Raw genomic sequence first — 24,345 nt, 5'->3', positions numbered from 1 at the left:
GTTATTCATTATGTATATTAACTTAACGATGGCTGAAGCAGCAGTTATTAGCTAAGGAAATGAAAAAACGTTGCCATCTACGATAGCAACGTTTTTTGTCCTCCATTAGGCTTCTTCAGTAATGGCACCTTCACCAAGTACTATAGCGGCGACAGCAAAGAGGATCGTGGTTACGATCACTTGTGTAAACGAGAAGCTGCCTCCCGCCATGTTGCTGATTACATAGGCTGCCATGAAGCTTAATAGAAAGGACCAAATGATTGTCCAGATATACTGCATCGTTACTCACCTCATTTTTGCACGTTCTGTACTTATATTACCAGAAGACGTCATAAAATGAAATATGAAATCGCTTTAGGTATCATGAACGGTGCCATTTGTGAATAAAATGGAAGTGATTGTGAAGGGGGAACTCTGAATGGTAATAACGGTGAAACCTTGCTTCCATTGGATCGGCTATCACATTACGACGAATTTCCTTCAAGAAGGCATTGAAGTCATTGGAATCGACAACCTTTCAACGAATATGGCGCAACACCTTTATATGTATGTCGGACGAAATAGTAACTTTCAACATTTTTACGACAAAGAAAGCAAACACCAGCATGTGCACGAGGGGTGTGATGAACTTTTTTTGCAGTATGAGGGGAGTTCACTAACGGTTGAGAAAAATGATACCATCATTTATCAGTGTACTCTGCCGACGCTTTACGGAGAATGGATGCCTAATCCTGAGGCTTCTATAACGAGTGAAGCGGACATGCTCCAATGGGTGAGAGAACAGGACGCCGTCTACATTGGAGACTTTATCAATGAGCTGTTTCAAGAAATAAGAGATGACGAATTGCCGTTATCAACCGACGTGAATACGGGAAGTCCTGTGACGGATCATGTTGTAGCAGTATGGAAAACGATAGTTCAAGCGAGCAGTCGATAGGAAAGGTTCCAACCGAAGCATTTACTTTCAGTACGAAAAACATGTAGAATAAGGGAGGATACTAGATAGGCTAACTTAGGAGTGCTGAATGTGAAGAAATTGACCATCATATTTTTGACACTATTCATAATACTAGCTGGCTGCAGTCAATTATCTAGCAGCGGAAAAAACTATCGTGTTGGTATGCTGGTTGAAACGACGATCCATGACCAGGCCTGGGGACAAAAAGGGTACAAAGGCATGCAAACGATACAGGAAGAATACGGTGTCGATATATTTTATAAAGAAGGTGTGCAAACATACGCTCAGACCGTGAATGCAGTAGAAGATCTGGTCGATCAGGGTGTGAATGTCGTGTTTGGGCATAGCAGTATATATGGAAAGCATTTCAGACAGTTGCATAGGAATTTCCCGGAAGTGGAGTTTATCTACTTTAATGGTCAGTATTCTGCTGAAAACGTGACCAGTTTGAACTTCAGTGCCCATGCAATGGGATTTTTCGGAGGAATGGTCGCAGGTGAGATGACGAAGTCGGATATCATCGGTTTAATCGCTGTATTCGAATGGCAGCCTGAAGTAGAAGGATTCTACGAAGGAGTCATGCATCAAAACCCTGAAGCTGAAGTGCAAATTTCGTTTACGAACAGTTGGGAAGATAGAGGGAAAGCCCATCAAATCTACAATAAGATGAAAACAGAGGGAGCGGACGTATTTTATCCCGCCGGAGATTTGTTTAACATCTCATTGATCAATCAGATGCAGAAAGACCATAAATACGCGATCGGTTACCTTTCCGATCAATCCACTGTAGCCGAGAATACGGTTCTAACAAGCACGGTCCAACAGGTGGATAAAGTGTATAACTTGGCGATGGAACGTGTGATAGCAGAAGACTTACCAAATGAGCCCATTTATTTTGATTTTAAAGATGGCGCTATTTCAATGGGGAAATATAGTGCGGAAGTTCCGAAAGAATTTAAGAACGAGATGCAAGAGTCTGTTGAACAGTATATCGAAACAGGGAAATTACCCAACGAGTAGAACTCTGAAGCTATTATAGCTTCAGAGTATTTTTTTATTTAAAGACTCTACTTCTTGAATTTATCAATCATCGGCTTCACTACTGGAGATACCGACTTCCAGGTTTTAGACATTTCCTGCATTAGATCGCTCCAATCAACAGAGCGATCTTGTTGCTCTTCTTTTGGGTCTTCGCTTTCTTCGGAACCGAAAGACCAGAACTGGTCAAAAGGAGACTTATTTTTATTCGACACCATCCTCACCCCCTCATGTGTTACTCTATGTATCGATACGAGCCAATTTGTGGGCATTTGAATCGATGACAGGTAACCACCTACACTTGCAGAAAAAAGTCATATGAATTAAAATTAGTACCAAGTCATAAGAATTGATATAAGATTAAGATCTTACCTTAAGGGGATGAATATATGAACGCAGGATTCTTAGGCGTAGGCCACTACGCTCCAGAAAAAGTGCTGACCAACCAAGATTTAGAGAAAATGGTGGATACGAGTGATGAATGGATTCGTACGCGTACAGGAATCGAAGAGCGCAGAATAGCTTCTGATGAAATGGATACGTCTGATATGGCTTTTGAAGCGGCAAAACGTGCGCTTGAGGATGCCGAAATGGGAGCAGAGGATTTGGACATGATCCTTGTAGCTACAGTAACACCTGATACTCCATTCCCATCGGTAGCGGCTATGCTGCAAAACAGACTGGGTGCCAGGAAGGTCGCAGCTATGGACGTGAGCGCTGCCTGTGCTGGATTTATGTATGGAGTCATTACGGCTCAACAATTCATTCAGAATAAGGCTTACAAAAATGTCCTTGTTGTAGGTGTCGAGAAACTTTCTAAGATCACTGACTGGACGGACCGAAATACGTGTGTCCTATTCGGCGATGGTGCAGGAGCTGCCGTCATCGGCCCAGTAAGTGAAGGCAAGGGCATTTTGTCTTCAGAACTTGGATCTGATGGAAGTGGCGGTGAATACTTGTATCAAGATGATACGTTGTTCATGAATGGACGCGAGGTATTTAAGTTCGCTGTAAGACAGATGCCGGAGTCTTCCGTGAATGTCGTTAAAAAGATTGGCCTCAGTGAACAAGATGTCGATTATCTCGTCCCACACCAAGCGAACATTCGCATAATGGAAGCCGCAAGACAGCGTTTAGGAATACCAGAAGAAAAGATGTCTACACAAGTGAAACGATATGGCAACACATCTTCAGCATCCATTCCGATTGCATTGTCTGAAGACGTGAAAGCTGGAAAAATAAAAGAAAATGATTTAGTCGTGCTCGTCGGATTCGGCGGCGGTCTTACCTGGGGCGCCGTTGCTCTCCGTTGGGGTAAGTAACAAAGGAGGAATGGACGTATGGATAAACGTCGTGTAGTTGTAACCGGTATGGGGGCCGTAACCCCTGTCGGTAATTCAGTAGAAGAAATGTGGAATAGTATTAAGAATGGAAAGTCCGGAATTGGAGAAATAACAAAAGTAAATAAAGAAGATTACCCTGTCAGCGTAGCGGCTGAAGTGAAAGACTTAGACGTCTCCACGTATATTGATCGCAAGGATGCTAGAAGAATGGATCCCTTCGTCCAGTATGCCATGGTAGCCTCTCATATGGCAGTAGAAGATGCAGGTCTTGAAATTACAGATGATATTGCACCGAAAACGGGTGTGTGGATCGGCTCTGGTATCGGTGGTATGGGTACCTACGAATCTCAATTCGAAACGTTCCAGGAAAAGGGTTATCGCCGCGTGAGTCCTTTCTTCATCCCGATGATGATTCCTGACATGGCTGCTGGACAAGTTTCTATTTCATTGGGTGCAAAAGGAATCAACTCCTGTACCGTTACAGCTTGTGCTTCTGGTGCGAACTCAATCGGAGATGCATTCAAAGTGATCCAGCGTGGAGACGCTGACATTATGATCGCTGGTGGAACTGAAGCGCCGATGACGAAAATGTCATTTGCTGGCTTTGCATCAGCTAAGGCATTATCTTTAAACGAAGATCCTCAAAAAGCTAGCCGTCCGTTTGATAAAAACCGCGATGGGTTTGTCATGGGTGAAGGAGCAGGAATCCTGATCCTCGAGACACTCGAATCTGCCAAAAAGCGCGGAGCTAAAATTTATGGCGAGCTTACAGGGTATGGTTCCACTGGAGATGCCTATCATATTACGTCTCCTGCTCCCGAAGGGGACGGAGCACAAAGAGCCATGAAACAAGCGCTTGAAGATGCGGGTGTTGAATCGAGCTCAATTGATTACTTGAATGCCCATGGTACTTCTACTGCGTTGAACGATAAATTTGAAACTCACGCAGCGAAATCGGTCTTTGGAGATCATGCTTATAAGATGGCGATTTCTTCAACGAAATCCATGACCGGCCACTTGCTTGGTGCAGCTGGAGCGGTTGAATCGGTCATTTCCCTGAAAGCAATCAATGAAGGGGTTTTACCTCCAACAATTAACTATGAAACACCAGATCCAGAATGCGATTTGGATTATGTGCCAAATGAAGCACGTTATCAAGAAGTCAATACAGTGATGAGTAACTCCCTAGGATTTGGTGGTCATAACGCCACGCTCATCTTCCAGAAATATAACGATTAATACAACTAATAGTAAAAGCGAGAGGGAAATCGTCTGATTTCCCTCTCGCTTTTTATTATTCATTCATCTTCATGGTCTATCTCGAAAAACGTTTGCAAGTCCGCTTTCGTTTTAGATTCGTCATGGTTCAATACGAGTCCTATTGGATAATCTTTTCGTTCGTTCCATACGTTATCAGTAGTCGGGATGCTCATGGTTTGCATATCCTTTACTGGATTGATTAACAGATCTTTTCCAAGCTCGAGCACTTTGCCACTCCCGATATTTGTTTGAATGTAAGGCTGGATTGTACCAATCAGTCTTGGAGCTTTTAGCACGCCGGAAAATGACATTAATTCATCTTTCAGCAAACGAAGGACTTTCTGTTGGCGTTCGACACGCCCGAAGTCTCCATTTGCATCGTGACGAAAACGAGCATATCCAAGTAATTCTTCCCCATCGAGCTTTTGTGTTCCCTCATCTAAATCGATATCGATGGTTCCTGCTCCATCTTGATAATTCATATCTTTCTCAACATTAACTTCAAGACCATCAGGAGCAATCGTATCTACTGTTTGAGTGAAGCCTTCAAAGTCCACAATCGCATAATATTCTAGTTCAATGCCGAAGTTCTCTGAGATCGTCTGCCTCATAAGCTCAGGACCACCAAAATAGAAGGCGGCGTTGATTTTGTTGTAGCCATAACCCGGGATGTTGATATATGTATCTCTCATCAAAGAAGCAAGCTTGACTGATTGTTTATTCGGGGCGTATTGGGCAATCATGATCGTATCAGTTCTCGCTTGTTCATCTCCACGTTGATCAGAACCAAGGAGAAGAACGTTGATTTGGTCATCTAAATTGTCTTTTCCTTTGAATTCGACTTCATATTTCTTATTGGTATCTTCAACTGGGGGTGACTCTTCAGCTACGGCGACGTTGGAAGATTGCCCCTTTGCTTGATTTTTCCCTGCTAGATATTCATAGCTGCTATAACAGAATGCAGAAATGAATAATAGCGTAATCAAAGCTACTTTCATTTTTCTCTTTCGTTTACGCCTGCGACGGTTACGCAGGGAACGGGACTTTGCCAACAAGATCATCCTTTCTTATGTAACGTATCTGATAATAAATGTACCTTTTATAGGAGTTGAAGTAAAGGGAACTTGAGGACTTTACCTACGCATGATGAGATTCATCGCATCATAAGATAGAAAAAGGAGGACAGGCCGGAGGGGATGGATATGTGGCAATGGTTGGTTTTTTTAATGGGATTCGGATTTGCTGTAGCAGGTGGAACCGTAACGATTACCTATCTTAATCTTGTACCAGCAGGACTAAGTTGGTGGGAGTTCTTCATACTTATTCAAACAAGAGTGGAATGTTACTTGTTTCCGGTAGGCGTTTTACTCATAACAGTAGCAATTGTGTTCATGAAAGAATAGCGTAGTAAATAATGGGTGAAAAGAATAAAAAAGCCAGCATTGGTCATAATGTAACCTAAAGAGATCACTGAATGAAAGTGAGGGTCTAATATGCTATACATGCATGATCTATGGGTGAACTGGTTTGAAGGAGAAGAAAATGGGTACAATGTTTGTCGCTTTCACGAGTGGAGGAAAGAAGATGGAATCGAGTTGATTGATCAAATTCCACTGCTATATGTGAGCAACGCTCTATTTCGGTTAATTGAAAATGACCTTCAGGATTTACCGTTGTCTATGTTACAGGATATTCACAGGAAGACGTATATGAAGAAGAATCAAGAAAGGCATACCATTGAGTATGCTGCTGTAGCGACAGATGGTACAGATGTTGTAGTTTTTGATACGCTAGGTTACACATCTCCAGTGAAAAAAAGTCGTCTCATTCCGAGACAAGAACGTTTAGCATTAGAGATGGTTCAAGGTAAGAAAGCAGAGTTCTATATTATAGAAGGAAGTGCACCAAAAGAACACCACATTCTTTCATTAGACCCAGAGAAAATGGCGGGGTTAACAAGGAGAGAACGTCAGCTGAAACAACTGTTGATGATGGCTTTAGATCAGTTGAAACACTCGGATCATCCAGAGGAAATCAGGTATTGGTTGACCGAATGGGATCCGGTACAATACCCTTCAATCAAGAGCCTTTCTACAGATGAAGCATGGAGCAGATTGTATGAAGAGACATGTCACGGCTGGTCGAAACTTCATGAAGAGCTTTGCGGCAAAATGGTGAAAGGCCAACCATTCTTTGAAACGATTTGGCAAGGCGAGAATGAAAAAGTATCACAACATATGAAAAGCCAGAATTGAGAATACCATTCTCAATTCTGGCTTTTCTGTTTTACTTTTTCTTTTTAACACGGCCAAGACCCATCGCTTTTTTGGCTTTTTTCACCATTTTCTGTGCCTCAAAAGAGGCTTGATCTGCGCCATCATCTAAAACATCATCCAACTCTTCTGAGTCAATCAGTTCATAGTACCTCTCTTGAATCGGTTTTAGAACAGAAACAACAGATTCAGCTACATCTTGTTTGAATTCACCGTAGCCTTTCCCTTCATATTGCTGTTCCAACTCTTCTATAGAAGTATTCGAACAAATCGAGTAGATCGTCAATAAGTTAGAGACACCAGGTTTGTTCTCTTTATCATACTTCACGATCCCTTCAGAATCCGTCACTGCACTTTTCACTTTTTTGATGATCTTTTTCTCATCATCAAGCATGGAGATATAAGCTTTTTGGTTCTCATCGGATTTGCTCATTTTTTTGGTTGGCTCTTGTAAAGACATAATTCGAGAGCCGGTTTCTGCTATGCGAACCTCGGGAACCGTGAAGATGTCATTGTACTTATTATTAAAGCGCTGAGCTAAGTTCCGAGTCAGTTCAAGGTGCTGCTTTTGGTCATCTCCGACCGGAACAATATCCGTCTTATAAAGAAGAATGTCAGATGCCATCAGAGGAGGGTAGGTCAACAATCCTGATGAAACCCCTTCTTTTCCACCTGCAGATTTGTCTTTGAATTGAGTCATTCGCTCCAGTTCGCCAATATAGCTGACACACTGTAGCATCCACCCGAGCTGAGTATGAGCTGGAACTTCAGATTGAATGAAAAGCGTCGATTTTCGAACGTCGATGCCTGAAGCGAGATAGAGGGCAGCAAGAGACCTCGTATTCTCTCTCAATTTCAATCGGTCCTGTGGTACCGTAATAGCATGTTCATCGACAATACAGAAATAACAATGATAGTCATCTTGTAAATCAACGAAATGCTTCATAGCTCCTAAATAGTTTCCCAGTGTTAATGTCCCGCTTGGTTGAATCCCAGAAAAAATCGTTTTCAATTCCATCACCTCTAAATTAGTAGTTAAAACTTGTATCAAATAAAAAAATCATTCGTCCCCTCCAAATGGAAGGGACGAATGATTCGCGGTGCCACCCTACTTACTTTCATCGATGAAAGTCAGCTCAAATCGTTAACGCCGATGTACGTCTTTATAAAAGATGCTCCGAAGTCCCACTTCCCCTTCATGTCCTTAGCTGTTCACACCACCCACAGCCTCTCTGGAAAGGTCCCATGTAAGAGTACTATCCTTCATCTTCGCTTTTATTTTATATGATAGAAAAGAATTATATACGATTCCTTTACTTAACGCAAGTTCTTAGTAATTGTAGTAAACCGCAAGTAAAGCGAGTAAACCGACCATTAACATTCCACCATTGAAGATGAAGAATCCTAACCAGCTTTTCTCCACTGTTTGAGATGGCAGAGGTTTCTTATGCCAGTCATCCATATAATCCTTTTGTTTGGACACTCTATTATGGAAGCGCCTGAAGCTGTACGTGATGGCGTCGAAGAACCCGCCGCGTATGACCCACAACAATATACCAATAAATAAGTAGGCATACGCGATATAGAATAATGAATTAATGTAATGAAACAAATCATATACAGGAGCAACAACGGTAAACATGAGCGTAACGATCAATACATTAATCATCAGCGTCATCCACTTGTTACGCAATAGACTCATGAAATGCACACCTTTCCTAAAAATCTATGTAACATTATAGCACGGTTTCAACTTTGAAGGAATTGTAAATACAATTAATAAACAGAAAATTCAGGGTAGAAAGAATAATGAATGGACTATGCACACACTTTAGTGGATAACCGCAATAAACAACAATCTCCTACTATAACTGGTTTGTTTTTTATGCAAATGCCTTTATATTTAATTAAATATGAGAGTACACATTGTAAAATAAACTAGGTAAATAGTCACGTTTTGTGTCATAGAAACGTAACAATGATGGGGTTTGAGAGATTTCATTTAAAAAAAGGTAATGCAAAATAGTTAGAAAACTTGTATAATTCGATATGTGGACAAAGCGCCACACTAAATTTTCAGAAATTTTTAGGGGAGGTCATTTTCAACATGAAAAAGACAAATTGGTTATTGCTAGTACTCGCACTAGTACTTAGCATGTTCCTAGTTGCCTGTTCCGGTGGCGGAGAAAACACTGGTGACGACGGCGAAGGGGACGGCACAGAAACGGAAGAAACAGAAAATGATGGTAACACTGAAGGTGAAGGCGAAGAAACTTCAGGCGACAGTGAACAAGTACTTAACATTATGGACTCAGCAGAGATCCCGACAATGGATGCATCTCTTGCAACGGATGCCGTAGCATTCCAATGGTTAGGTTCTACAATGGACGGACTATACCGTCTAGGTGAAGATGCACAAGCGGTTCCAGGAATCGCAATGGACCACGAAGTAAGTGAAGATGCCCTTACTTGGACATTCAACCTTCGTGAAGACGCGACTTGGTCTAACGGAGACCCTGTTACAGCGAACGACTTCGTTTACGCTTGGCAGCGCGCGGTAAACCCTGATGTAGGTTCTGAGTACGGTCCTTACATGATGGGCGGAGTAATTAAGAACGCTACAGCGATTGCTGATGGTGAAATGCCAATCGAAGAGCTGGGTGTAACGGCTACAGATGATTACACACTAGAAGTACAATTGGAAAAACCAATTCCTTACTTCGAATCTCTAACAACTTTCGGTACATTCCTACCGTTGAACCAAGCATTTGTTGAAGAACAAGGCGATCAGTACGCTCTTGAAGCAGACACACTTCTATCTAATGGACCATTCGTAATGACTGAGTGGAACCACGGTGAAGGTTGGAAACTTGAAAAGAACGAAGACTACTGGGACGCTGAAAACGTACAACTACAAGAAATCAATGTTTCTGTTGTAAAAGATACAGCTACAGGAGTTAACCTTTATGAAACTGGTGAAGTTGACCGTGCAGGTCTTTCAGCAGAATTCGTAGACCAATACCGTACTTCAGACGAGTTCCGTGTTGAAGAAGAGCCTGTATTGTTCTACATCAAGATGAACCAAGAAGGTAACGAAATTCTTGCTAACGTAAACGCACGTAAAGCGATACAAATGGTTATTGACCGTCAGAGCATGGTTGATGTAATCTTGAACAACGGTTCTATTCCTGGTGTTGGTGACATTCCACAGAACTTTGTTACTCACCCAGAAACTGGTGAAGACTTCCGTGAAATCAACGGAGATCTAGTTGAAACAAACGTTGAAGAAGCTCAACAGCTTTGGGCTACAGCGAAAGAAGAACTAGGTATGGATACTGCAGAGCTTAACTACCTTGGTGGCGACTCTGAAGTAGCGAAAAACCTTGATGCTTACATCAAAGACCAACTTGAGCAGTTGGAAGGTCTTACTGTAAACGTACAATCTGTTCCATTCCAAGAGCGTCTTGCACGTGATACAAACATGGATTACGAACTACAAAACTCTGGTTGGGGTCCTGACTATATCGACCCGAACACGTTCCTAAACATGTGGGTAACAGACGGAGCGAACAACAAAACTGGATACTCTAACGAAGATTATGATTCTATGATCGAGCGTGCAAACAACGAACTTGCACAAAAGCCAGTTGAGCGTTTCGAGTTATTCCTAGAAGCAGAGAAGAAGTTGATCCAAGAAGATGCAGTAATTGCACCTCTTTACCAACGTGCTTCTGCACAAGTTTGGAAGCCATATGTTAAAGGTGTAATCATTAACCCAATGGGTCCTGATTATAACTACAAGAATGCTTATATCGAAGGTAAATAATTAGAGATTCTTTCTAATTTCATATGAGCTAGCTAATAGGGGAGAGAGTATATGTCCAAAAAGTTGGCGTATGCTCTCTTTTTCCCTGAGAAGAAAGTTTTCAAAGTATAGACAACTTTCTGTCAATTACTTTAAAATTAAGATTAGGTTGTAAAATTTCTGGAGGTGTTGATATGACACGTTATATACTTCAAAGAATAGGTTACATGATTATAACGATGTTCTTGATTGCTACCTTTACGTTTTTCTTGATGAAACTCTTACCTGGTACTCCCCTAAGTGCTGCAGATAAATTGTCAGAAGAACAACAAGCGGTAGTGTTAGAAAAGTATGGATTAAATGATCCTGTCCCGGTACAATATTTCAACTATATGGTGAATTTGACACAAGGTGATTTGGGTATTTCCTTCCAATTCGACAATCGCGAGGTAACGACGATCATCATGGAGCGTATCGGTCCATCGATGACGCTAGGTGTTCAAGCGATGGTAATTGGAACAATTTTAGGTATGTTATTAGGGTTAGTTTCTGCGATCTATCATAACGGAATCTTGGATTACGGTTCAACGTTTATCGCCGTTGTCGGTAAATCCATTCCATCTTTCGTATTTGCAGGAATCTTGCAGTATTTCATTGGTGTAAAGTTAGGCTGGTTCCCAGTTGCATTATGGGGAACATGGGCACATACAGTCTTACCAACAATTGCGTTGGCCATATTCCCGATTGCAATTGCCGCCCGCTTTATGAGAACGGAAATGCTGGAAGTTATGGGATCTGACTATATTACGACAGCACGTGCCAAAGGAGTCAACAAGTTTGGTGTCGTATTCAAACACGGACTGCGTAACGCCCTTATTCCGTTAATTACAGTATTAGGACCATTAGCTATTGGTTTGATGACTGGTACGTTAGTAATCGAAAACATCTTTGCCGTACCAGGGATTGGTGAACAGTTTGTTAAAGCGATTAACACAAATGACTTTCCGATTATCATGGGTACAACGTTACTAATCGCATTTCTTTTCATTTTCATCATACTGGTTATTGATTTAATGTATGGTGTCATCGATCCTAGAATTAGACTTGCAGAGGGAGAGTAGTAACTTATGGATAATCAAAAACCGTCAAAAGACTTATTTGTTCCCGTGAACCGGGAAGAGAACGAAGGAGAAAAGATATCCAGACCGAGTCTTTCCTTTTGGCAAGACTCCTTTATCCGCCTACGTAAAAATATGGGGGCGATGATTGGTCTAGGCATCTTGATAGTCATTGCCATAATGGCGATCTTTGGGCCGTATATGAATGAGTATGGTGAATTTGACCAAGATTTATCAAGAGCAAAAATGCCACCTAAAGTGGAAGCGTTAAGCTGGTTGGGCATGGATGGTACATTAAGTTCTGTGCAGACAGCCGATACGGTTGAAGAAGCAAAACAAAAGGCTCTGATGCGTTTTAACAATCAAGAAGACTTTATACAGACGACCGTTCTTTCACAAGGTGGAAACGGTGAACAAGCAGAAGTTGAGGCAGTGTATGATGTATATGCTGCAAAAGATATGCAAGATCAACCATTTTGGTTCGGTACGGATGGTCTAGGTCGTGACTTATGGACACGTACTTGGATGGGAACACGAATCTCCCTTTACATCGCTCTATTAGCTGCAACTATTGATATGATCATCGGTGTCGCTTATGGTGGTATCTCCGCATATTACGGTGGCCGTGTCGACAACATTATGCAGCGTATTATCGAGATTTTAGTCGGAATACCGAACTTAGTTATCGTTATTCTCATGATTCTGATACTAGAACCGGGAATTATATCAATCACGATAGCCTTAACGATAACCGGTTGGATAGGTATGGCGCGTATCATACGAGGGCAAGTACTGAAGCTGAAAAACCAAGAGTTTGTCCTGGCTTCTAAGACACTCGGGGCACAAGATAATCGCGTATTAAGAAAACACTTAGTTCCGAACGTATTAGGACTAATCATAATCAATACAATGTTCACAATTCCAAATGCCATATTCTTTGAAGCGTTCCTAAGCTTCATCGGTCTTGGATTACCTACACCGATTGCATCACTAGGAACACTGATTGAAGATGGATTTAACTCATTGCAAATTTATCCACACATTTTATTATTCCCGGCAATTGTAATCTCGTTAATCATGATTGCCTTTAACGTCTTAGCCGATGGTCTTCGTGATGCATTCGATCCGAAGATGCGCGAATAGGAGGTAGGTGTACACAATGGAAAAACTACTAGAAGTAAACAATTTACATGTATCCTTTGACACTTACGGTGGTGAGGTACAAGCTGTTCGTGGGGTCACTTTCGACTTGAAACGTGGTGAAACACTTGCCATTGTAGGTGAATCAGGCTCAGGGAAGTCCGTAACAACAAAAGCTCTGATGCAACTGATTCCTAAGCCGCCGGGTCGTATTAAAGAGGGAGAGATCCTCTTTGAGGGCCGTGATATTGCGAAAATGAATGAAAAACAAATGCAAAAAATCCGTGGTAAAGAAATGTCCATGATCTTCCAAGATCCGATGACATCCTTGAACCCGACGATGAAAGTCGGGAACCAGATCATGGAAGGTTTGATTAAGCACCAAAAAATGAACAAATCTCAGGCTCGTAAACGAGTAGTAGAGCTATTGGAGCTTGTAGGTATTCCTGATCCTGAAAACCGTATAAAACAATACCCTCACCAATTCTCTGGTGGGATGAGGCAGCGTGTTGTCGTCGCCATTGCACTTGCGTGTAATCCTAAACTGTTGATTGCCGACGAGCCAACAACGGCATTAGATGTAACGATTCAAGCTCAAATTCTTGAGTTGATGAAAGACATTCAGAAAAAAACGGATTCGGCAACCATCTTCATTACACACGATCTTGGTGTTGTAGCTAACGTTGCGGACCGTGTTGCAGTTATGTACGCGGGTAAAATCGTTGAAGTTGGTACAGTGGATGACATTTTCTACAATCCAAAACACCCATACACGTGGGGACTATTAGGGTCAATGCCTTCTTTGGATAGTGAAGACGAAGAGCTGTATGCAATTCCTGGTTCTCCGCCAGATCTGTTGGATCCTCCAAAAGGCGATGCATTCGCTGCTCGTAATGACTATGCAATGAAAATCGACTTAGAAGAAGAGCCACCAATGTTCAAAGTGTCGGATACTCATTATGCAGCAACTTGGTTGCTACATGAGAATGCACCGGACATGGACCCTCCTGAAATGGTTAAGAAACGGATGAAGGGGATGGCGAATATGTCTTCAAGCAGTTCGGAAGGTGATCGTGTATGAGTCAAGAAAAACTAGTCGAAATTAAAAATCTAAAACAACATTTCAAAACCGGTCGTCACAGTGTTGTAAAAGCCGTAGACGGATTGAACTTTGATATTTACAAAGGGGAAACGTTCGGTCTTGTAGGTGAGTCGGGTTGTGGGAAATCTACAACCGGACGTACTATCATCCGTCTTTATGACGCAACGGATGGAGAAGTGATCTTCGATGGAGAAGATGTTCATGGCAAAAAAGATCGGTCAGAGCTGAAGAGGTTCAACCGTGAAATGCAAATGATCTTCCAAGACCCCTATGCATCTTTGAACCCTCGTATGAAGGTTGAAGATATCATTGCAGAAGGTATGGATATTCATGGTTTAGCTTCGAACGATAAAGAGCGTAAAGCCAGAGTCCATGACTTGTTAGAAACAGTTGGCTTGAACAAAGAACACGCGAACCGTTATCCTCACGAATTTAGTGGAGGGCAACGCCAACGTATCGGAATCGCACGGGCACTTGCTGTAGACCCGAGCTTCATCATTGCCGATGAGCCGATCTCAGCACTTGACGTATCGATTCAAGCACAAGTCGTCAACTTGCTGAAGAAACTTCAGGAAGAAAAAGGCCTGACGTACTTGTTTATCGCGCACGATTTATCAATGGTTAAATACATTAGTGATCGCATTGGTGTTATGTACTTCGGTAAGATGGTTGAATTAGCAACAGCTGATGATTTGTACAACCACCCGATTCACCCATACACACAATCTCTGCTTTCAGCTATTCCATTGCCGGATCCTGATTATGAACGTTCTCGTGAGCGTTTCACTTATGATCCTAATAACCACGATACAAGTGAAGAGCCAGAATTCCGAGAAGTACGTCCGGGTCACTTTGTCCTGTGTACGACGAAAGAATTCGAACACTATAAAAAAGAACATGGAGTAGTGAATCAATAACATGCTACTCACGGAATAGCCTTGCTGCATAATGTAGCAAGGCTATTTATATTGTCTGGGAAATAATGAATTGGAGAACTTGTATGAATAGTAATTTATATGTCCAATTTCTCTAAGATATTACTTGGAATTTCATCTAAATCAAATTGATAAATATAGGTCATTGGTAACAATATGCAATTCTTATCAAAAATCTTGCTTTCCCTACTGTTCTAACTGTGCAACCTCTTATATAATAAGGAATAGAAATCTAAAAATGGGAGAAGGATGAATATGGGGAAAAAACAACTTTTGCTAAAACTCTTCGCGGGAATTCTCCTCGTTGCTTGTGCATTTCCATTACATAGTGTGAGCGCAGAAGATGAAGAGGGAACAAAAAAAGGACACCAACTGTCTACGAAACAATTAGCCTTAAAGGAACGGAATATACCAGAACCAGCTGCTCGTTTCGTGTATGACTCTGGACTTGATTTTACGTATCCTGATGCAGTGAGAGGAATTTATGTGACGGGGCCGTCAGCTGGTGGTCAGAAAATGGCTGAGCTCACAAACCTTGTTGAAACAACAGATTTGAACGCTATGGTTATCGATATTAAAGAAGACCATGGGAATATAACATTCAAACCTGATGAGGACTCTCCTTTTGCTGAGATTGCTGAACCATACATAGATGATCCGAGAAAGATGTTAGAAGAGCTTGAGTCGAAAGGCATCTATCCGATTGCACGTGTGGTGGTTTTCAAGGATACAATGCTGGCAGAAAAGCGTCCGGACTTATCTTACACACAAAATGGAGAAGTGTGGGTCAATGGAAGAGGAGAAGCTTTTGTCAATCCATTTATGAAAGAAGTATGGGAGTATAACTTGGAGATTGCTAAAATGGCAGCTGAGTTTGGATTTGAAGAGATCCAGTTCGATTATGTAAGGTTTCCGGAAGGATTCGGGAATCGAGATGACATTCTCACGTACAACCAAGGAGAATACGAGGATTTAGAAATGGAAGATGTGCAGAAACGAGTGAAAGCTGTTACAGATTTTGTCGCTTTTGCTAAGGAAGAATTATCTTCCTATGATGTAGATGTATCAGTTGATATCTTCGGATACTCAGCCACAATCACGGAGGCACCGAATATCGGCCAGAACTTCTCTAAAATCTCTAGTCATGTCGATGTCATTTCCAGCATGATCTATCCCAGCCACTGGGGTCCATATTTCGGCATCAGTAAACCAGATGCAGAGCCGTATCGTTTGGTTAGTGAATATGCTAAGGTCGAGAACGAGGTTCTAAGCAAGTTAGAAAACAGTCCAACATCCAGGCCTTGGATTCAAGACTTTGAAGCACCATGGTTGTATTCAGGCCCGACGAAACAGTATGGAAAAGCGGAAGTTGAAGCTCAAATTCGCGCGTTGGCCGAGAATGGCATCGATGAGTACTTGATTTGGAATGCGGTCAATAGCTATTCACCGAATGTCGATTACACACCAACGAACTAAAGTTGAGAGAGCATTCTATGAACAGTCCTCTACATCAACAAAGGTTGCTGAAAAATTCAGCAACCTTTGTTTAATATTGGGGCAATAGGGGAAAATAAGCAGAGTGTATTTAAGGCCGATTTAACATCAGGTCCATATTTAGGTATAATAGTAGTAACTAATAAAAAGGGAGTAGATCAATGAACTGGTATGAGAAGTTGAATCAATATTTTCCGGTAGAGGAAATGAAATCAAAAGAACACATGGAAGCCTTATTAAAGGAAAAGAGTAACGTTTATTATAAAGATGAAGGGGAGCACCATGTTTTGATGTATGCAGAATTCGATTCTTTTCTTTTTATCGATTATGTATACGTTTCCACTGCTTCCCGAGGTCAAGGGTTGGGGCATAAATTAATAAAGAAAATGAAAGCAAAAGGTAAACCGATCATTCTTGAAGTTGAACCAGTCGACTATGATGATACGGATAGTGAAAAACGCCTCCGTTTTTATCAGCGGGAAGGGTTCGTTCATGCACAATCGATTGGGTACTCACGGAAATCTCTAGCCACAAATGAATTAAACAACATGGAGATTTTGTATTGGTCTCCAGAAGATGATTCAGAAGAGGAAATTTACGAGAAGATGAAAGAAATGTACACAGAAATTCATACGTATAAAGATGAAGAGTTTTATGGCAAGTCCTATCAACCAGTTGATGAAGTTCTGACAATCGATGAGAATCGTGATACAGAAGATATCTTAGATGAACTGGATAAATCAAAAAACTCCTAAGTAAACCATCGCCAAGGTAGTACGGCTTCCTCGGTACTGGTCACCAATCCTCATAAAAAAATCATATATCGTATGTTTAGCCACGAACTCCTACGGGTAAATATAAACTAATTGCAATTACTGTCACTTTATATAAGTTTTTTGATTTAGAACATTAATGCTTGACATATATGTTATAGTTAAAACATAGTCAGATTATATTGATTATAAACTAATAAGTGATAAAATCTTTACCATAATATTATCGAGGAGTGAAGTTTCTGTATGGTCACACTTTATACCTCACCAAGTTGTACATCATGCCGTAAAGCGAAAGCGTGGTTGGAAGAACATAATATTTCATACACTGAGAGAAATATTTTTTCCGAACCGTTGACGCTTGATGAGATTAAAGAAATTCTTCGTATGACAGAGGATGGCACGGAGGAAATCATTTCGACTCGCTCTAAAGTATTCCAAAAATTAAAAGTCGATTTTGATCAACTTCCTATGAAAGATCTTTTCGATTTAATTCAAGAAAATCCTGGTTTGCTTCGTCGCCCAATTATCATTGATGATAAGCGACTACAAGTCGGTTATAACGAAGACGAGATTCGTCGCTTTCTTCCAAGAAGTGTACGTACATTCCAACTGAAAGAAGCTCAGCGCTTAGTTAATTAAGACGTATAAAAGCTGTGATACGCATTCGTATCACAGCTTTTTTTATATTTCGGAATAGCTGTTCTTTCTTTTGTTGTACACATACCCACCGCACACAACGGTTATGACCATGATTATAGGAAGCCAGATTTGTACAAGCGGATAAGGATAGAGCATTTCCAACATGTAATGATCCTCTAAGATCATCTCAGCGGCTGTATAGGTTAATAAACCAGCGCCAAAATAAATGAATAACGGGAACTTGTCCATTAACATGAGGATGAACTTACTACCCCACACAATGATCGGCACTGAAACAAGAAGTCCCATGATGACTAATAGGATGTTGTCATGAGAAGCCCCAGCAATGGCTAACACATTATCAAAACCCATGACGATATCTGCAAAGACAATGGTTTTGACAGCAGCAAATAAATGATCCCCTGCTTTTATGTCCTGCTCCTCTTCTTGATCTGTCAATAAGTTGGTGGCGATGTATAATAAAAATAGTCCTCCCACTAATTGAAGAAACGGAATTTGGAGAAGATAAAGAGCAACGGTCGTTAAAACGATTCGTGCAACTATGGCTAATCCAGTACCTAAAAGGATCGCCTTGTTCCGTTGTTTTTCGGGTAAGTTACGGCTGGCCAGGGCAATAACAACTGCATTGTCACCACCTAGAATAATGTCGATACCAATGATGATCAAAATCGGTTCAAGCAAGTCCCAATTCATAGAAAAATCCTCCCGCTATCTAGTGACAAACCAATTGTTTTGAGCTAAAATAAGAACCCAACCCATGAAAATACAGGTGTAATTCATCCGTATTCAAAGTGTATATAGTTATATGCTGATTTGAAGCAATTTGTTTTCCATTTGCTCAACACTGTCATACAATAGAAGTACATCAACCCTTTAGTCACACATCAATAAGGTTGAGGCTTTGACCTAACGGGTAAGGTTAACTAAGCACACAAAAAAGGGTGAGTAATCCCTTCCCCCTTAAAACACGTTACGAAGGGAGAGAACTATATGGAAATCGAACGCATTAATGAAAATACAGTTAAATTCTACGTTTCTTACAGCGATGTGGAACGTCGTGGCTTTGACAGAGAAGAAATTTGGTATAACCGCGAACGAAGTGAACAGTTGTTTTGGGAAATGATGGATGAAGTGAATGACCAAGAAAATTTCCAAGCCGACGGTCCTCTATGGATCCAAGTACAGGCAATGGATAAAGGTCTGGAAGTCGTTGTGACAAAAGCTCAAGTTTCTCAAGATGGTCAAAAGCTTGAACTACCTAATGATGATGGCGATGCGATTGATGTACCAGTCGATGAAAAGCTGGAATCATTACTGGAAGACAAATTCAGTTCCGTTCATTCAGATGATGAAAGTCAAGATAACGATGACGAGGCCGAGGATGACAAACCAACCGAACCATTAAGCTTTACGATGAAGTTCAATGAGTTTGAGGATGTTATCCAGTTAAGTCACTATCTATTAGATAAAGATTCGTCTCAGCAGCGCTTATTCCATTTTGAAGATCGCTACTATTTATATATTCAATTCACTGATGAAAATATGAGTGATGACGAACAAGAAAATTTATTCAGTCAATTTATGGAATACGGTAACGAAGCTTCGATGACAATTCATCGCTTAGAAGAATACGGTTCAGTAATCTTTAACGAACAAGCTCTATCTCAAGTGAGAAGTTATTTCCCAGCAGAATAACGGAAAGTAATCAAGCACACCAGACGTGTGCTTGTTTTTTGTTTGAAAATTAAGGTGCAACCGTTGTGAAAGTAGAGATACATGAAGGAAAAATCGGCTGGTATGTGGAATAGAACATATAAGAGGTGATGCTGTGTTCAATGCCATCAATGATCAAGGCGAGTTACAATCGTTATATACCAAAACTAAGGCTGAAATCGATTCATGTAGGCAGAAAGCTTATTACTGTCCTAGTTGCGAAGAACCTTTGCAAATCAGGTCGGGACCTAGAGTGACGGCTCATTTTGCTCATTTTCCAAATAGTGACTGCCACAGGGGAGAAACATTGGAACACGAAACGGGCAAGTGGCTTTTATACAAATGGACAAAACATCAAGGCCTTCACTCTGAGTTGGAAAAGTTCCTTCCTGAGATCAGGCAGCGCCCTGACGTATGGTTAACCATCAATAACAAACAGGTGGCAATTGAATATCAATGTGCTACCATTTCGGAAAAAGAAATAAGAAAACGTACTTCTGCTTATCTCTCCTCAGGTATATTTCCTCTATGGGTACTGGGTCACCATCATTTAAAATACTCTTCTAAGAAAACGCTGAAACTGACTCCATTTCTATCCTCTTTTCTTTACCACTTCCATGATCAATATTTTCTTTACTTTTTCAATCCCCAAGAATGCACCATTTCCGTCGCTTCTAGGTTGCGAACTACAAGTCCTAGGGTGTGTATGGCATCTATACAGTGTCTCTCCCTTCATCAAATGGCTTTTCCTGATCTTTTTCAAAGCAGTCCTGAGAAGCCTTTGTATTCAGCAGTGCCTTTTTGGGAAAAGCTATGGTATAGCCATCGTACAACGTACAAAAAGCATGTGAGCACGGAGGAACGTCAATTTCGTCAATATGTTTATTTGAAAGGTTTTCATTTTTCGCTTATTCCCTCTGTTTGTTATTTGCCAGTGGAAGGGCAGATCACGATGAAAGAGAAACCTTTTATTTGGCAAACCAGGCTATTGATGGAATACTTCTTATATGTACCCATGGGAGGAAGGGTCCGATTTCCTGTCTTAAAGGGTCGCCCTACGACTAACGGGTATTATCCAGATGTGGCTTATGAGTATTTAAAGCTTCTTCAGTCTTTAGGGTACGTATGTCAACAATCAAACAATACTTGGATCAAAACAAAAGAGGTTTATTTTCATCGTCATGTCGATCAAGCAATTGAAGAGGATCAGAAAATCATGCATGCTCTAAAAAAATTACATAGAATTTAAAATGAGGAAGGGTTTCTCATTTTAATCGAGAATTTTCTTAGGGTGACGAATTAATTGGAGGAGGATTTGTATGGCATCTACGAAAGAGTTACCGAAAAGGGAAGAGGTACCTGTTGAAAAAACGTGGGACCTAGAAGCCGTTTTTAAAACGGATGAAGAATGGTACAAACAGTTAGAAGAAGTCAAAGCTATGCTTCCTGAAATTGAGGGCTATCAAGGGACTTTGGATAAGTCAGGGGAGAACTTGTACAATCTATTGGACTTGCAGGATAAAATTTCCCATAAAATTGGGCGCTTATTTACTTACGCTCACATGAGAAAAGACCAAGATACAACAAACGCTCATTATCAAGAGATGAATGCAAAAGCAGAAAGTGCTTATACCAAAATCGCTTCTGCAATGAGCTTTATCGTACCAGAGATCTTAGCTTTACCTGAAGGCAAAGTGGACGATTATGTAAAGGAATACGAGCCGCTTCGTCACTATGAACATACTTTAGATGAAATTACGAGGCAACGAGCTCATGTTTTGAGCGAGAAAGAGGAAAAACTACTTGCCGGTTTCTCTGAAATAGGGTCGAACCCGTCTCAAACGTTTGGTGCTTTGAACAATGCGGATTTGACATTTCCGACGATTACAAATGATAAAGGGGAAGAAGTGGACCTCACACACGGCCGTTATGTAGGGTTTTTAAAATCCGATAATCGAGACGTTCGTAAATCGGCTTTCGATGCGATGTATGATACATTCGGTGCTTTCAAAAACACGTTCGCCTCGACGTTAAGTGGAAATGTTAAGAAGAATAACTTCAATGCGCAAGTACGTAATTATGATCGTGCCAGACAGGCTAAATTGGACAATAATAACATCCCTGAGTCCGTTTATGATAACTTGATTGAAGCTGTTAACGAGCGCCTTCCCTTACTACATCGTTATGTGGAGTTAAGAAAAGAAGTGCTCGGTCTTGACGATGTACACATGTACGATATTTACACTCCTCTTGTAAAAGATGCAGAGCTTGAGGTGTCTTATGAGGAAGCAAAGGACCTTGTATTAAAAGGTTTGCAACCGTTAGGAGAGGAATATGTCAACATTGTAAAAGAAGGCTTTGAGAACCGCTGGATTGACGTTGAAGAGAATAAAGGAAAACGTAGCGGTGCTTATTCATCAGGACATTATGGTACCAATCCGTACATTCTCATGAATTGGCAAGACAATGTGAATAACTTATTTACGTTAGCACATGAACTCGGACATTCCTTGCATAGTTACTATACCCATCAAAATCAACCCTACCGATACGGAAACTATTCCATTTTCGTAGCAGAGGTGGCTTCTACTTGTAACGAGGCATTATTGAACGATTATATGTTGAAGAATACGAAAAGTGAAAAAGAAAAGCTATACTTGCTCAATAATTTCTTAGAAGGTTTCCGTGGTACGGTCTTCCGTCAAACGATGTTCGCTGAGTTTGAACATCAAATTCACGTCCAAGCTCAGGAAGGCGAAGCGTTGACGGCTGATAAACTGACGGAGATCTACTATGACTTGAACAAGAAATATTTTGGCGAGAATATTGTCGTTGATGAGAAAATTGGACTAGAGTGGGCGCGGATACCACACTTCTATATGGGATACTATGTGTATCAGTATTCTACGGGTTATGCGGCGGCAACGGCCTTAGCTGACCAAATCCTTACTGAAGGAGACGAGGCGGTGGACCGTTATAAGAGCTTCTTGAAGGCGGGAAGCAGTGACTATCCGATTGAAGTACTGAAGCGAGCAGGAGTAGATATGACATCCAAACAACCGATTCTCGCTGCTTTAGACGTATTTGAAGAAAAGTTGAATGAACTAGAATCCTTGTTGAAATGATAAAAGGCCGCACTCTTATAGTGCGGCCTTATTTCATGAATCCTCGGAATGTTTTCCGATGAAACAAAGAGGCGATGACATAATAAATGGCGATAAATAATAGTGGTGATGTGATGTACAGAGGATACATACGCATGAGAGCGAATAAATGAAAGAGACATAAGACAAGAACAGCTGTAATGCCGATGATTATTTTCCATTTCTTCATTCGCAAGCCCCCCTTTAGCTCTATATTTATGAGTACGAGCAAGTGAATAGACATTGAATGAAAAAAAGCCCCTGAGTAGGGGCTTTTATTCGATATATTCCCAGAAGGCTCCGTGTTTCACAGGTACTTCACGTACTTTTTGTCTGAGTACTAATTTTTTCATTTCCTTTTTGGCTTGTTGCTCGCTCCAGTCATACACAACAGCTATCTCCTTATTCGCTACAAAGCGATAATGCTGGAGGAAAGTTTCCAAATCAGGTTTTATAGCTGGACTGGGTTCCTTTTGCAACATTTCCTTCAGTACTTTGACGTACACATCATACGAATAAAGGCCTGTAATTTTCAAACCTGCATCTTCTTCAGATTCATTAAATAAAACGATGGTCGGAGTTGATTCGACTTCCATTTCGTGAGTCAATTTCAAGTCGTTTTGCAAGGCTTTGCGGGCAGCGTCAGAATGAAGGTCACGTTTGAACTCATCTACATCTAATCTGCTTTTATTGGCACATTCGATTAAGACATTTTCATCAGAAATGTTCTGCTTTTCTAAGAATACATATTCCTGGACCTTTCTGAGAAAACGCATGCCTGCCTTCTTGCCTTGCAACTCGGCCGTTTTAACAGCAAGAGACGTCGCAAGAGGAGATGATACAGGATTCTCTAACCAAACATCTCCGTCACAGCACATCCCTGTTTGTGAAGTGGTTTTGTCCCAAACCTTTTTAAGTTTTTCCGGTTTGTTGATCTGGTTTTGTTGCAACGCGGACAATTTTCCACTGATGATTGGACGAATGGTGAAAAAACGACCGTATTCGATGGTGAGTTTTTTCAAGAAAGGTTCAAGTGACCAGCATTCTGGGCAGAGCGGATCGATAAATACATAAATCTCTACTGGACGTTTCAGTAAATTAAAAAATCCGCTTGCCGTACCTTGTGTCTCTTTTTCGCTGCTCAAGCTTTTCCAACTCACGTCGATTCTCCTTTCTCATCCTCAGGTGTGTTCATCATATGGTTCGCCGTCATCGTTAAGCGCTCGAACATTGCTGAACGATAAGGCTCTTCTATTTCAACTTCGTTCATGGCTCCTGACATACAGGAAAGCCAAGCGTCTCGTCTGGTAGGTGTAATTTTGAAAGGTAAGTGTCTTGCCCTCAGCATAGGGTGTCCATGCTCTTCTATATAAAGAGGTGGCCCTCCAAAGAATTGGGTCAAGAATTGTTTCTGTTTGCGGATCGTTTCTGAGAAATCATCCGGGAATATCGGTATGAGATCCGGATGTTTTTGGACTCTTTTGTAAAAAGCCTCGACAAGCTCATCAATCTTGGCTTTACCGATGGCATCATGAATGGAGCCTGGTCGTTGTTGCATGAAATCCCTTCCTGTCTATCTATTTATTC

Annotated in this window: 26 protein-coding genes and 1 other annotated feature; of the genes, 17 read left to right on the top strand and 9 right to left on the bottom strand. The window is 41.1% G+C overall.

Annotated elements, in window-relative coordinates; translation table 11 throughout:
* Positions 1-105: 105 nt before the first annotated feature.
* Complete coding sequence (locus H0266_RS06225; protein ID WP_181471497.1) at positions 106-279, bottom strand: YjzD family protein; 174 nt, start codon at positions 277-279, stop codon at positions 106-108.
* A gap of 139 nt (positions 280-418) precedes the next feature.
* Between H0266_RS06225 and H0266_RS06220 the strand changes: the two genes are divergently transcribed.
* Both H0266_RS06220 and H0266_RS06215 read left to right on the top strand, forming a co-directional pair.
* The gene (locus H0266_RS06220; protein ID WP_181471496.1) at positions 419-937 is read left to right on the top strand and encodes a hypothetical protein; all 519 of its coding nucleotides are present in this window, start codon (positions 419-421) and stop codon (positions 935-937) included.
* Between the two features lie 90 nt (positions 938-1,027).
* Positions 1,028-1,978, top strand: coding sequence for a BMP family ABC transporter substrate-binding protein (locus tag H0266_RS06215; protein ID WP_181471495.1), 951 nt, complete (start codon positions 1,028-1,030; stop codon positions 1,976-1,978).
* Between the two features lie 47 nt (positions 1,979-2,025).
* On the opposite strand, the gene H0266_RS06210 is transcribed toward H0266_RS06215, so the two are convergent.
* The gene (locus H0266_RS06210) at positions 2,026-2,211 is read right to left on the bottom strand and encodes a hypothetical protein (protein WP_181471494.1); all 186 of its coding nucleotides are present in this window, start codon (positions 2,209-2,211) and stop codon (positions 2,026-2,028) included.
* A gap of 174 nt (positions 2,212-2,385) precedes the next feature.
* On the opposite strand from H0266_RS06210, the gene H0266_RS06205 reads away from it, so the two are divergent.
* Positions 2,386-3,318, top strand: coding sequence for a beta-ketoacyl-ACP synthase III (locus H0266_RS06205; RefSeq protein WP_181471493.1), 933 nt, complete (start codon positions 2,386-2,388; stop codon positions 3,316-3,318).
* A gap of 18 nt (positions 3,319-3,336) precedes the next feature.
* The gene (gene fabF / locus H0266_RS06200; protein WP_181471492.1) at positions 3,337-4,578 is read left to right on the top strand and encodes a beta-ketoacyl-ACP synthase II; all 1,242 of its coding nucleotides are present in this window, start codon (positions 3,337-3,339) and stop codon (positions 4,576-4,578) included.
* A 59-nt stretch (positions 4,579-4,637) separates the two neighbouring features.
* Here the strand turns inward: fabF and H0266_RS06195 are convergent, their stop codons facing one another.
* Positions 4,638-5,651 carry an LCP family protein gene (locus tag H0266_RS06195; protein WP_246363652.1) on the bottom strand — a complete coding sequence of 338 codons (1,014 nt, stop codon included), beginning with the start codon at positions 5,649-5,651 and terminating at the stop codon, positions 4,638-4,640.
* A 150-nt stretch (positions 5,652-5,801) separates the two neighbouring features.
* On the opposite strand from H0266_RS06195, the gene H0266_RS06190 reads away from it, so the two are divergent.
* Together H0266_RS06190 and H0266_RS06185 are read left to right on the top strand one after the other, a co-directional pair.
* Entirely contained in the window at positions 5,802-6,002 is a 201-nt protein-coding gene (locus H0266_RS06190) for a YuzI family membrane protein (RefSeq protein ID WP_181471490.1), read from the top strand.
* A gap of 90 nt (positions 6,003-6,092) precedes the next feature.
* Positions 6,093-6,854 carry a YjbA family protein gene (locus tag H0266_RS06185; RefSeq protein ID WP_181471489.1) on the top strand — a complete coding sequence of 254 codons (762 nt, stop codon included), beginning with the start codon at positions 6,093-6,095 and terminating at the stop codon, positions 6,852-6,854.
* Positions 6,855-6,885: 31 nt separating this feature from the next.
* Here H0266_RS06185 and trpS read toward each other — a convergent pair whose 3' ends face one another.
* Both trpS and H0266_RS06175 read right to left on the bottom strand, forming a co-directional pair.
* On the bottom strand, positions 6,886-7,884 hold the full coding sequence (trpS, locus tag H0266_RS06180; RefSeq protein WP_181471742.1) for a tryptophan--tRNA ligase: 999 nt from the start codon (positions 7,882-7,884) through the stop codon (positions 6,886-6,888).
* 67 nt (positions 7,885-7,951) lie between these two features.
* Positions 7,952-8,151: a binding site (T-box leader), on the bottom strand.
* Positions 8,152-8,202: 51 nt separating this feature from the next.
* Positions 8,203-8,574 carry a DUF3899 domain-containing protein gene (locus H0266_RS06175; protein ID WP_181471488.1) on the bottom strand — a complete coding sequence of 124 codons (372 nt, stop codon included), beginning with the start codon at positions 8,572-8,574 and terminating at the stop codon, positions 8,203-8,205.
* A 405-nt stretch (positions 8,575-8,979) separates the two neighbouring features.
* Between H0266_RS06175 and H0266_RS06170 the strand changes: the two genes are divergently transcribed.
* From H0266_RS06170 to spxA, 8 genes are all read left to right on the top strand, one after another.
* Positions 8,980-10,698, top strand: a complete 1,719-nt coding sequence (locus tag H0266_RS06170; RefSeq protein ID WP_181471487.1) for a peptide ABC transporter substrate-binding protein — start codon at positions 8,980-8,982, stop codon at positions 10,696-10,698.
* Between the two features lie 173 nt (positions 10,699-10,871).
* Positions 10,872-11,798, top strand: a complete 927-nt coding sequence (gene opp3b, locus H0266_RS06165) for an oligopeptide ABC transporter permease (RefSeq protein ID WP_181471486.1) — start codon at positions 10,872-10,874, stop codon at positions 11,796-11,798.
* A 6-nt stretch (positions 11,799-11,804) separates the two neighbouring features.
* Complete coding sequence (gene opp3C / locus H0266_RS06160; protein WP_181471485.1) at positions 11,805-12,938, top strand: oligopeptide ABC transporter permease; 1,134 nt, start codon at positions 11,805-11,807, stop codon at positions 12,936-12,938.
* Between the two features lie 16 nt (positions 12,939-12,954).
* Positions 12,955-14,016: an ABC transporter ATP-binding protein gene (locus H0266_RS06155; RefSeq protein ID WP_181471484.1), complete on the top strand. Its 1,062-nt coding sequence runs from the start codon at positions 12,955-12,957 to the stop codon at positions 14,014-14,016.
* Positions 14,013-14,954 carry an ABC transporter ATP-binding protein gene (locus H0266_RS06150; RefSeq protein WP_181471483.1) on the top strand — a complete coding sequence of 314 codons (942 nt, stop codon included), beginning with the start codon at positions 14,013-14,015 and terminating at the stop codon, positions 14,952-14,954. The genes H0266_RS06155 and H0266_RS06150 overlap by 4 nt, the downstream gene beginning before the upstream one ends.
* Before the next feature lie 273 nt (positions 14,955-15,227).
* Positions 15,228-16,448, top strand: a complete 1,221-nt coding sequence (locus H0266_RS06145; protein ID WP_181471482.1) for a putative glycoside hydrolase — start codon at positions 15,228-15,230, stop codon at positions 16,446-16,448.
* A 179-nt stretch (positions 16,449-16,627) separates the two neighbouring features.
* The gene (locus tag H0266_RS06140; protein ID WP_181471481.1) at positions 16,628-17,221 is read left to right on the top strand and encodes a GNAT family N-acetyltransferase; all 594 of its coding nucleotides are present in this window, start codon (positions 16,628-16,630) and stop codon (positions 17,219-17,221) included.
* A 264-nt stretch (positions 17,222-17,485) separates the two neighbouring features.
* A complete protein-coding gene (gene spxA / locus H0266_RS06135) occupies positions 17,486-17,881 on the top strand; it encodes a transcriptional regulator SpxA (RefSeq protein WP_181471480.1) in 396 nt (131 codons plus the stop codon).
* Between the two features lie 42 nt (positions 17,882-17,923).
* Here spxA and H0266_RS06130 read toward each other — a convergent pair whose 3' ends face one another.
* Positions 17,924-18,595, bottom strand: a complete 672-nt coding sequence (locus tag H0266_RS06130; protein ID WP_181471479.1) for a TerC family protein — start codon at positions 18,593-18,595, stop codon at positions 17,924-17,926.
* Between the two features lie 297 nt (positions 18,596-18,892).
* On the opposite strand from H0266_RS06130, the gene mecA reads away from it, so the two are divergent.
* The 3 genes from mecA (at position 18,893) to pepF (ending at position 22,740) form a co-directional block, all read left to right on the top strand.
* Positions 18,893-19,597 (top strand): adaptor protein MecA, encoded by a 705-nt coding sequence (gene mecA / locus H0266_RS06125; protein ID WP_181471478.1) that lies wholly within the window; start codon positions 18,893-18,895, stop codon positions 19,595-19,597.
* Between the two features lie 133 nt (positions 19,598-19,730).
* On the top strand, positions 19,731-20,864 hold the full coding sequence (locus H0266_RS06120; protein WP_181471477.1) for a competence protein CoiA family protein: 1,134 nt from the start codon (positions 19,731-19,733) through the stop codon (positions 20,862-20,864).
* A gap of 70 nt (positions 20,865-20,934) precedes the next feature.
* The gene (gene pepF / locus H0266_RS06115) at positions 20,935-22,740 is read left to right on the top strand and encodes an oligoendopeptidase F (RefSeq protein WP_181471476.1); all 1,806 of its coding nucleotides are present in this window, start codon (positions 20,935-20,937) and stop codon (positions 22,738-22,740) included.
* Between the two features lie 28 nt (positions 22,741-22,768).
* Here the strand turns inward: pepF and H0266_RS06110 are convergent, their stop codons facing one another.
* The 3 genes from H0266_RS06110 to H0266_RS06100 form a co-directional block, all read right to left on the bottom strand.
* Entirely contained in the window at positions 22,769-22,948 is a 180-nt protein-coding gene (locus tag H0266_RS06110) for a hypothetical protein (RefSeq protein WP_181471475.1), read from the bottom strand.
* Positions 22,949-23,033: 85 nt separating this feature from the next.
* Entirely contained in the window at positions 23,034-23,918 is an 885-nt protein-coding gene (locus H0266_RS06105) for a DsbA family protein (RefSeq protein ID WP_181471474.1), read from the bottom strand.
* A complete protein-coding gene (locus H0266_RS06100; protein ID WP_181471473.1) occupies positions 23,915-24,316 on the bottom strand; it encodes a globin domain-containing protein in 402 nt (133 codons plus the stop codon). The genes H0266_RS06105 and H0266_RS06100 overlap by 4 nt, the downstream gene beginning before the upstream one ends.
* Positions 24,317-24,345: the final 29 nt, after the last annotated feature.

It is taken from the genome of Halobacillus locisalis, from assembly GCF_013694105.1.
Lineage (GTDB): Bacteria > Bacillota > Bacilli > Bacillales > Halobacillaceae > Halobacillus > Halobacillus locisalis.
Note: the sequence above shows the minus strand (reverse complement) of the source record. Positions and strands in the feature narration are given on the sequence as shown.

Excerpts from the sequence above, each read along its gene's own strand:
- H0266_RS06150 (WP_181471483.1), top strand. The coding sequence starts at position 14,013 with ATGAGTCAAGAAAAACTAGTCGAAATTAAAAATCTAAAACAACATTTC.
- H0266_RS06140 (WP_181471481.1), top strand. The coding sequence starts at position 16,628 with ATGAACTGGTATGAGAAGTTGAATCAATATTTTCCGGTAGAGGAAATG.
- H0266_RS06155 (WP_181471484.1), top strand. The coding sequence starts at position 12,955 with ATGGAAAAACTACTAGAAGTAAACAATTTACATGTATCCTTTGACACT.
- H0266_RS06185 (WP_181471489.1), top strand. The coding sequence starts at position 6,093 with ATGCTATACATGCATGATCTATGGGTGAACTGGTTTGAAGGAGAAGAA.
- H0266_RS06145 (WP_181471482.1), top strand. The coding sequence starts at position 15,228 with ATGGGGAAAAAACAACTTTTGCTAAAACTCTTCGCGGGAATTCTCCTC.
- H0266_RS06170 (WP_181471487.1), top strand. The coding sequence starts at position 8,980 with ATGAAAAAGACAAATTGGTTATTGCTAGTACTCGCACTAGTACTTAGC.
- H0266_RS06220 (WP_181471496.1), top strand. The coding sequence starts at position 419 with ATGGTAATAACGGTGAAACCTTGCTTCCATTGGATCGGCTATCACATT.
- H0266_RS06225 (WP_181471497.1), bottom strand. The coding sequence starts at position 279 with ATGCAGTATATCTGGACAATCATTTGGTCCTTTCTATTAAGCTTCATG.
- H0266_RS06175 (WP_181471488.1), bottom strand. The coding sequence starts at position 8,574 with ATGAGTCTATTGCGTAACAAGTGGATGACGCTGATGATTAATGTATTG.
- H0266_RS06110 (WP_181471475.1), bottom strand. The coding sequence starts at position 22,948 with ATGAAGAAATGGAAAATAATCATCGGCATTACAGCTGTTCTTGTCTTA.
- opp3C (WP_181471485.1), top strand. The coding sequence starts at position 11,805 with ATGGATAATCAAAAACCGTCAAAAGACTTATTTGTTCCCGTGAACCGG.
- opp3b (WP_181471486.1), top strand. The coding sequence starts at position 10,872 with ATGACACGTTATATACTTCAAAGAATAGGTTACATGATTATAACGATG.
- H0266_RS06190 (WP_181471490.1), top strand. The coding sequence starts at position 5,802 with ATGTGGCAATGGTTGGTTTTTTTAATGGGATTCGGATTTGCTGTAGCA.
- H0266_RS06130 (WP_181471479.1), bottom strand. The coding sequence starts at position 18,595 with ATGAATTGGGACTTGCTTGAACCGATTTTGATCATCATTGGTATCGAC.
- fabF (WP_181471492.1), top strand. The coding sequence starts at position 3,337 with ATGGATAAACGTCGTGTAGTTGTAACCGGTATGGGGGCCGTAACCCCT.
- spxA (WP_181471480.1), top strand. The coding sequence starts at position 17,486 with ATGGTCACACTTTATACCTCACCAAGTTGTACATCATGCCGTAAAGCG.
- mecA (WP_181471478.1), top strand. The coding sequence starts at position 18,893 with ATGGAAATCGAACGCATTAATGAAAATACAGTTAAATTCTACGTTTCT.
- pepF (WP_181471476.1), top strand. The coding sequence starts at position 20,935 with ATGGCATCTACGAAAGAGTTACCGAAAAGGGAAGAGGTACCTGTTGAA.
- H0266_RS06205 (WP_181471493.1), top strand. The coding sequence starts at position 2,386 with ATGAACGCAGGATTCTTAGGCGTAGGCCACTACGCTCCAGAAAAAGTG.
- H0266_RS06100 (WP_181471473.1), bottom strand. The coding sequence starts at position 24,316 with ATGCAACAACGACCAGGCTCCATTCATGATGCCATCGGTAAAGCCAAG.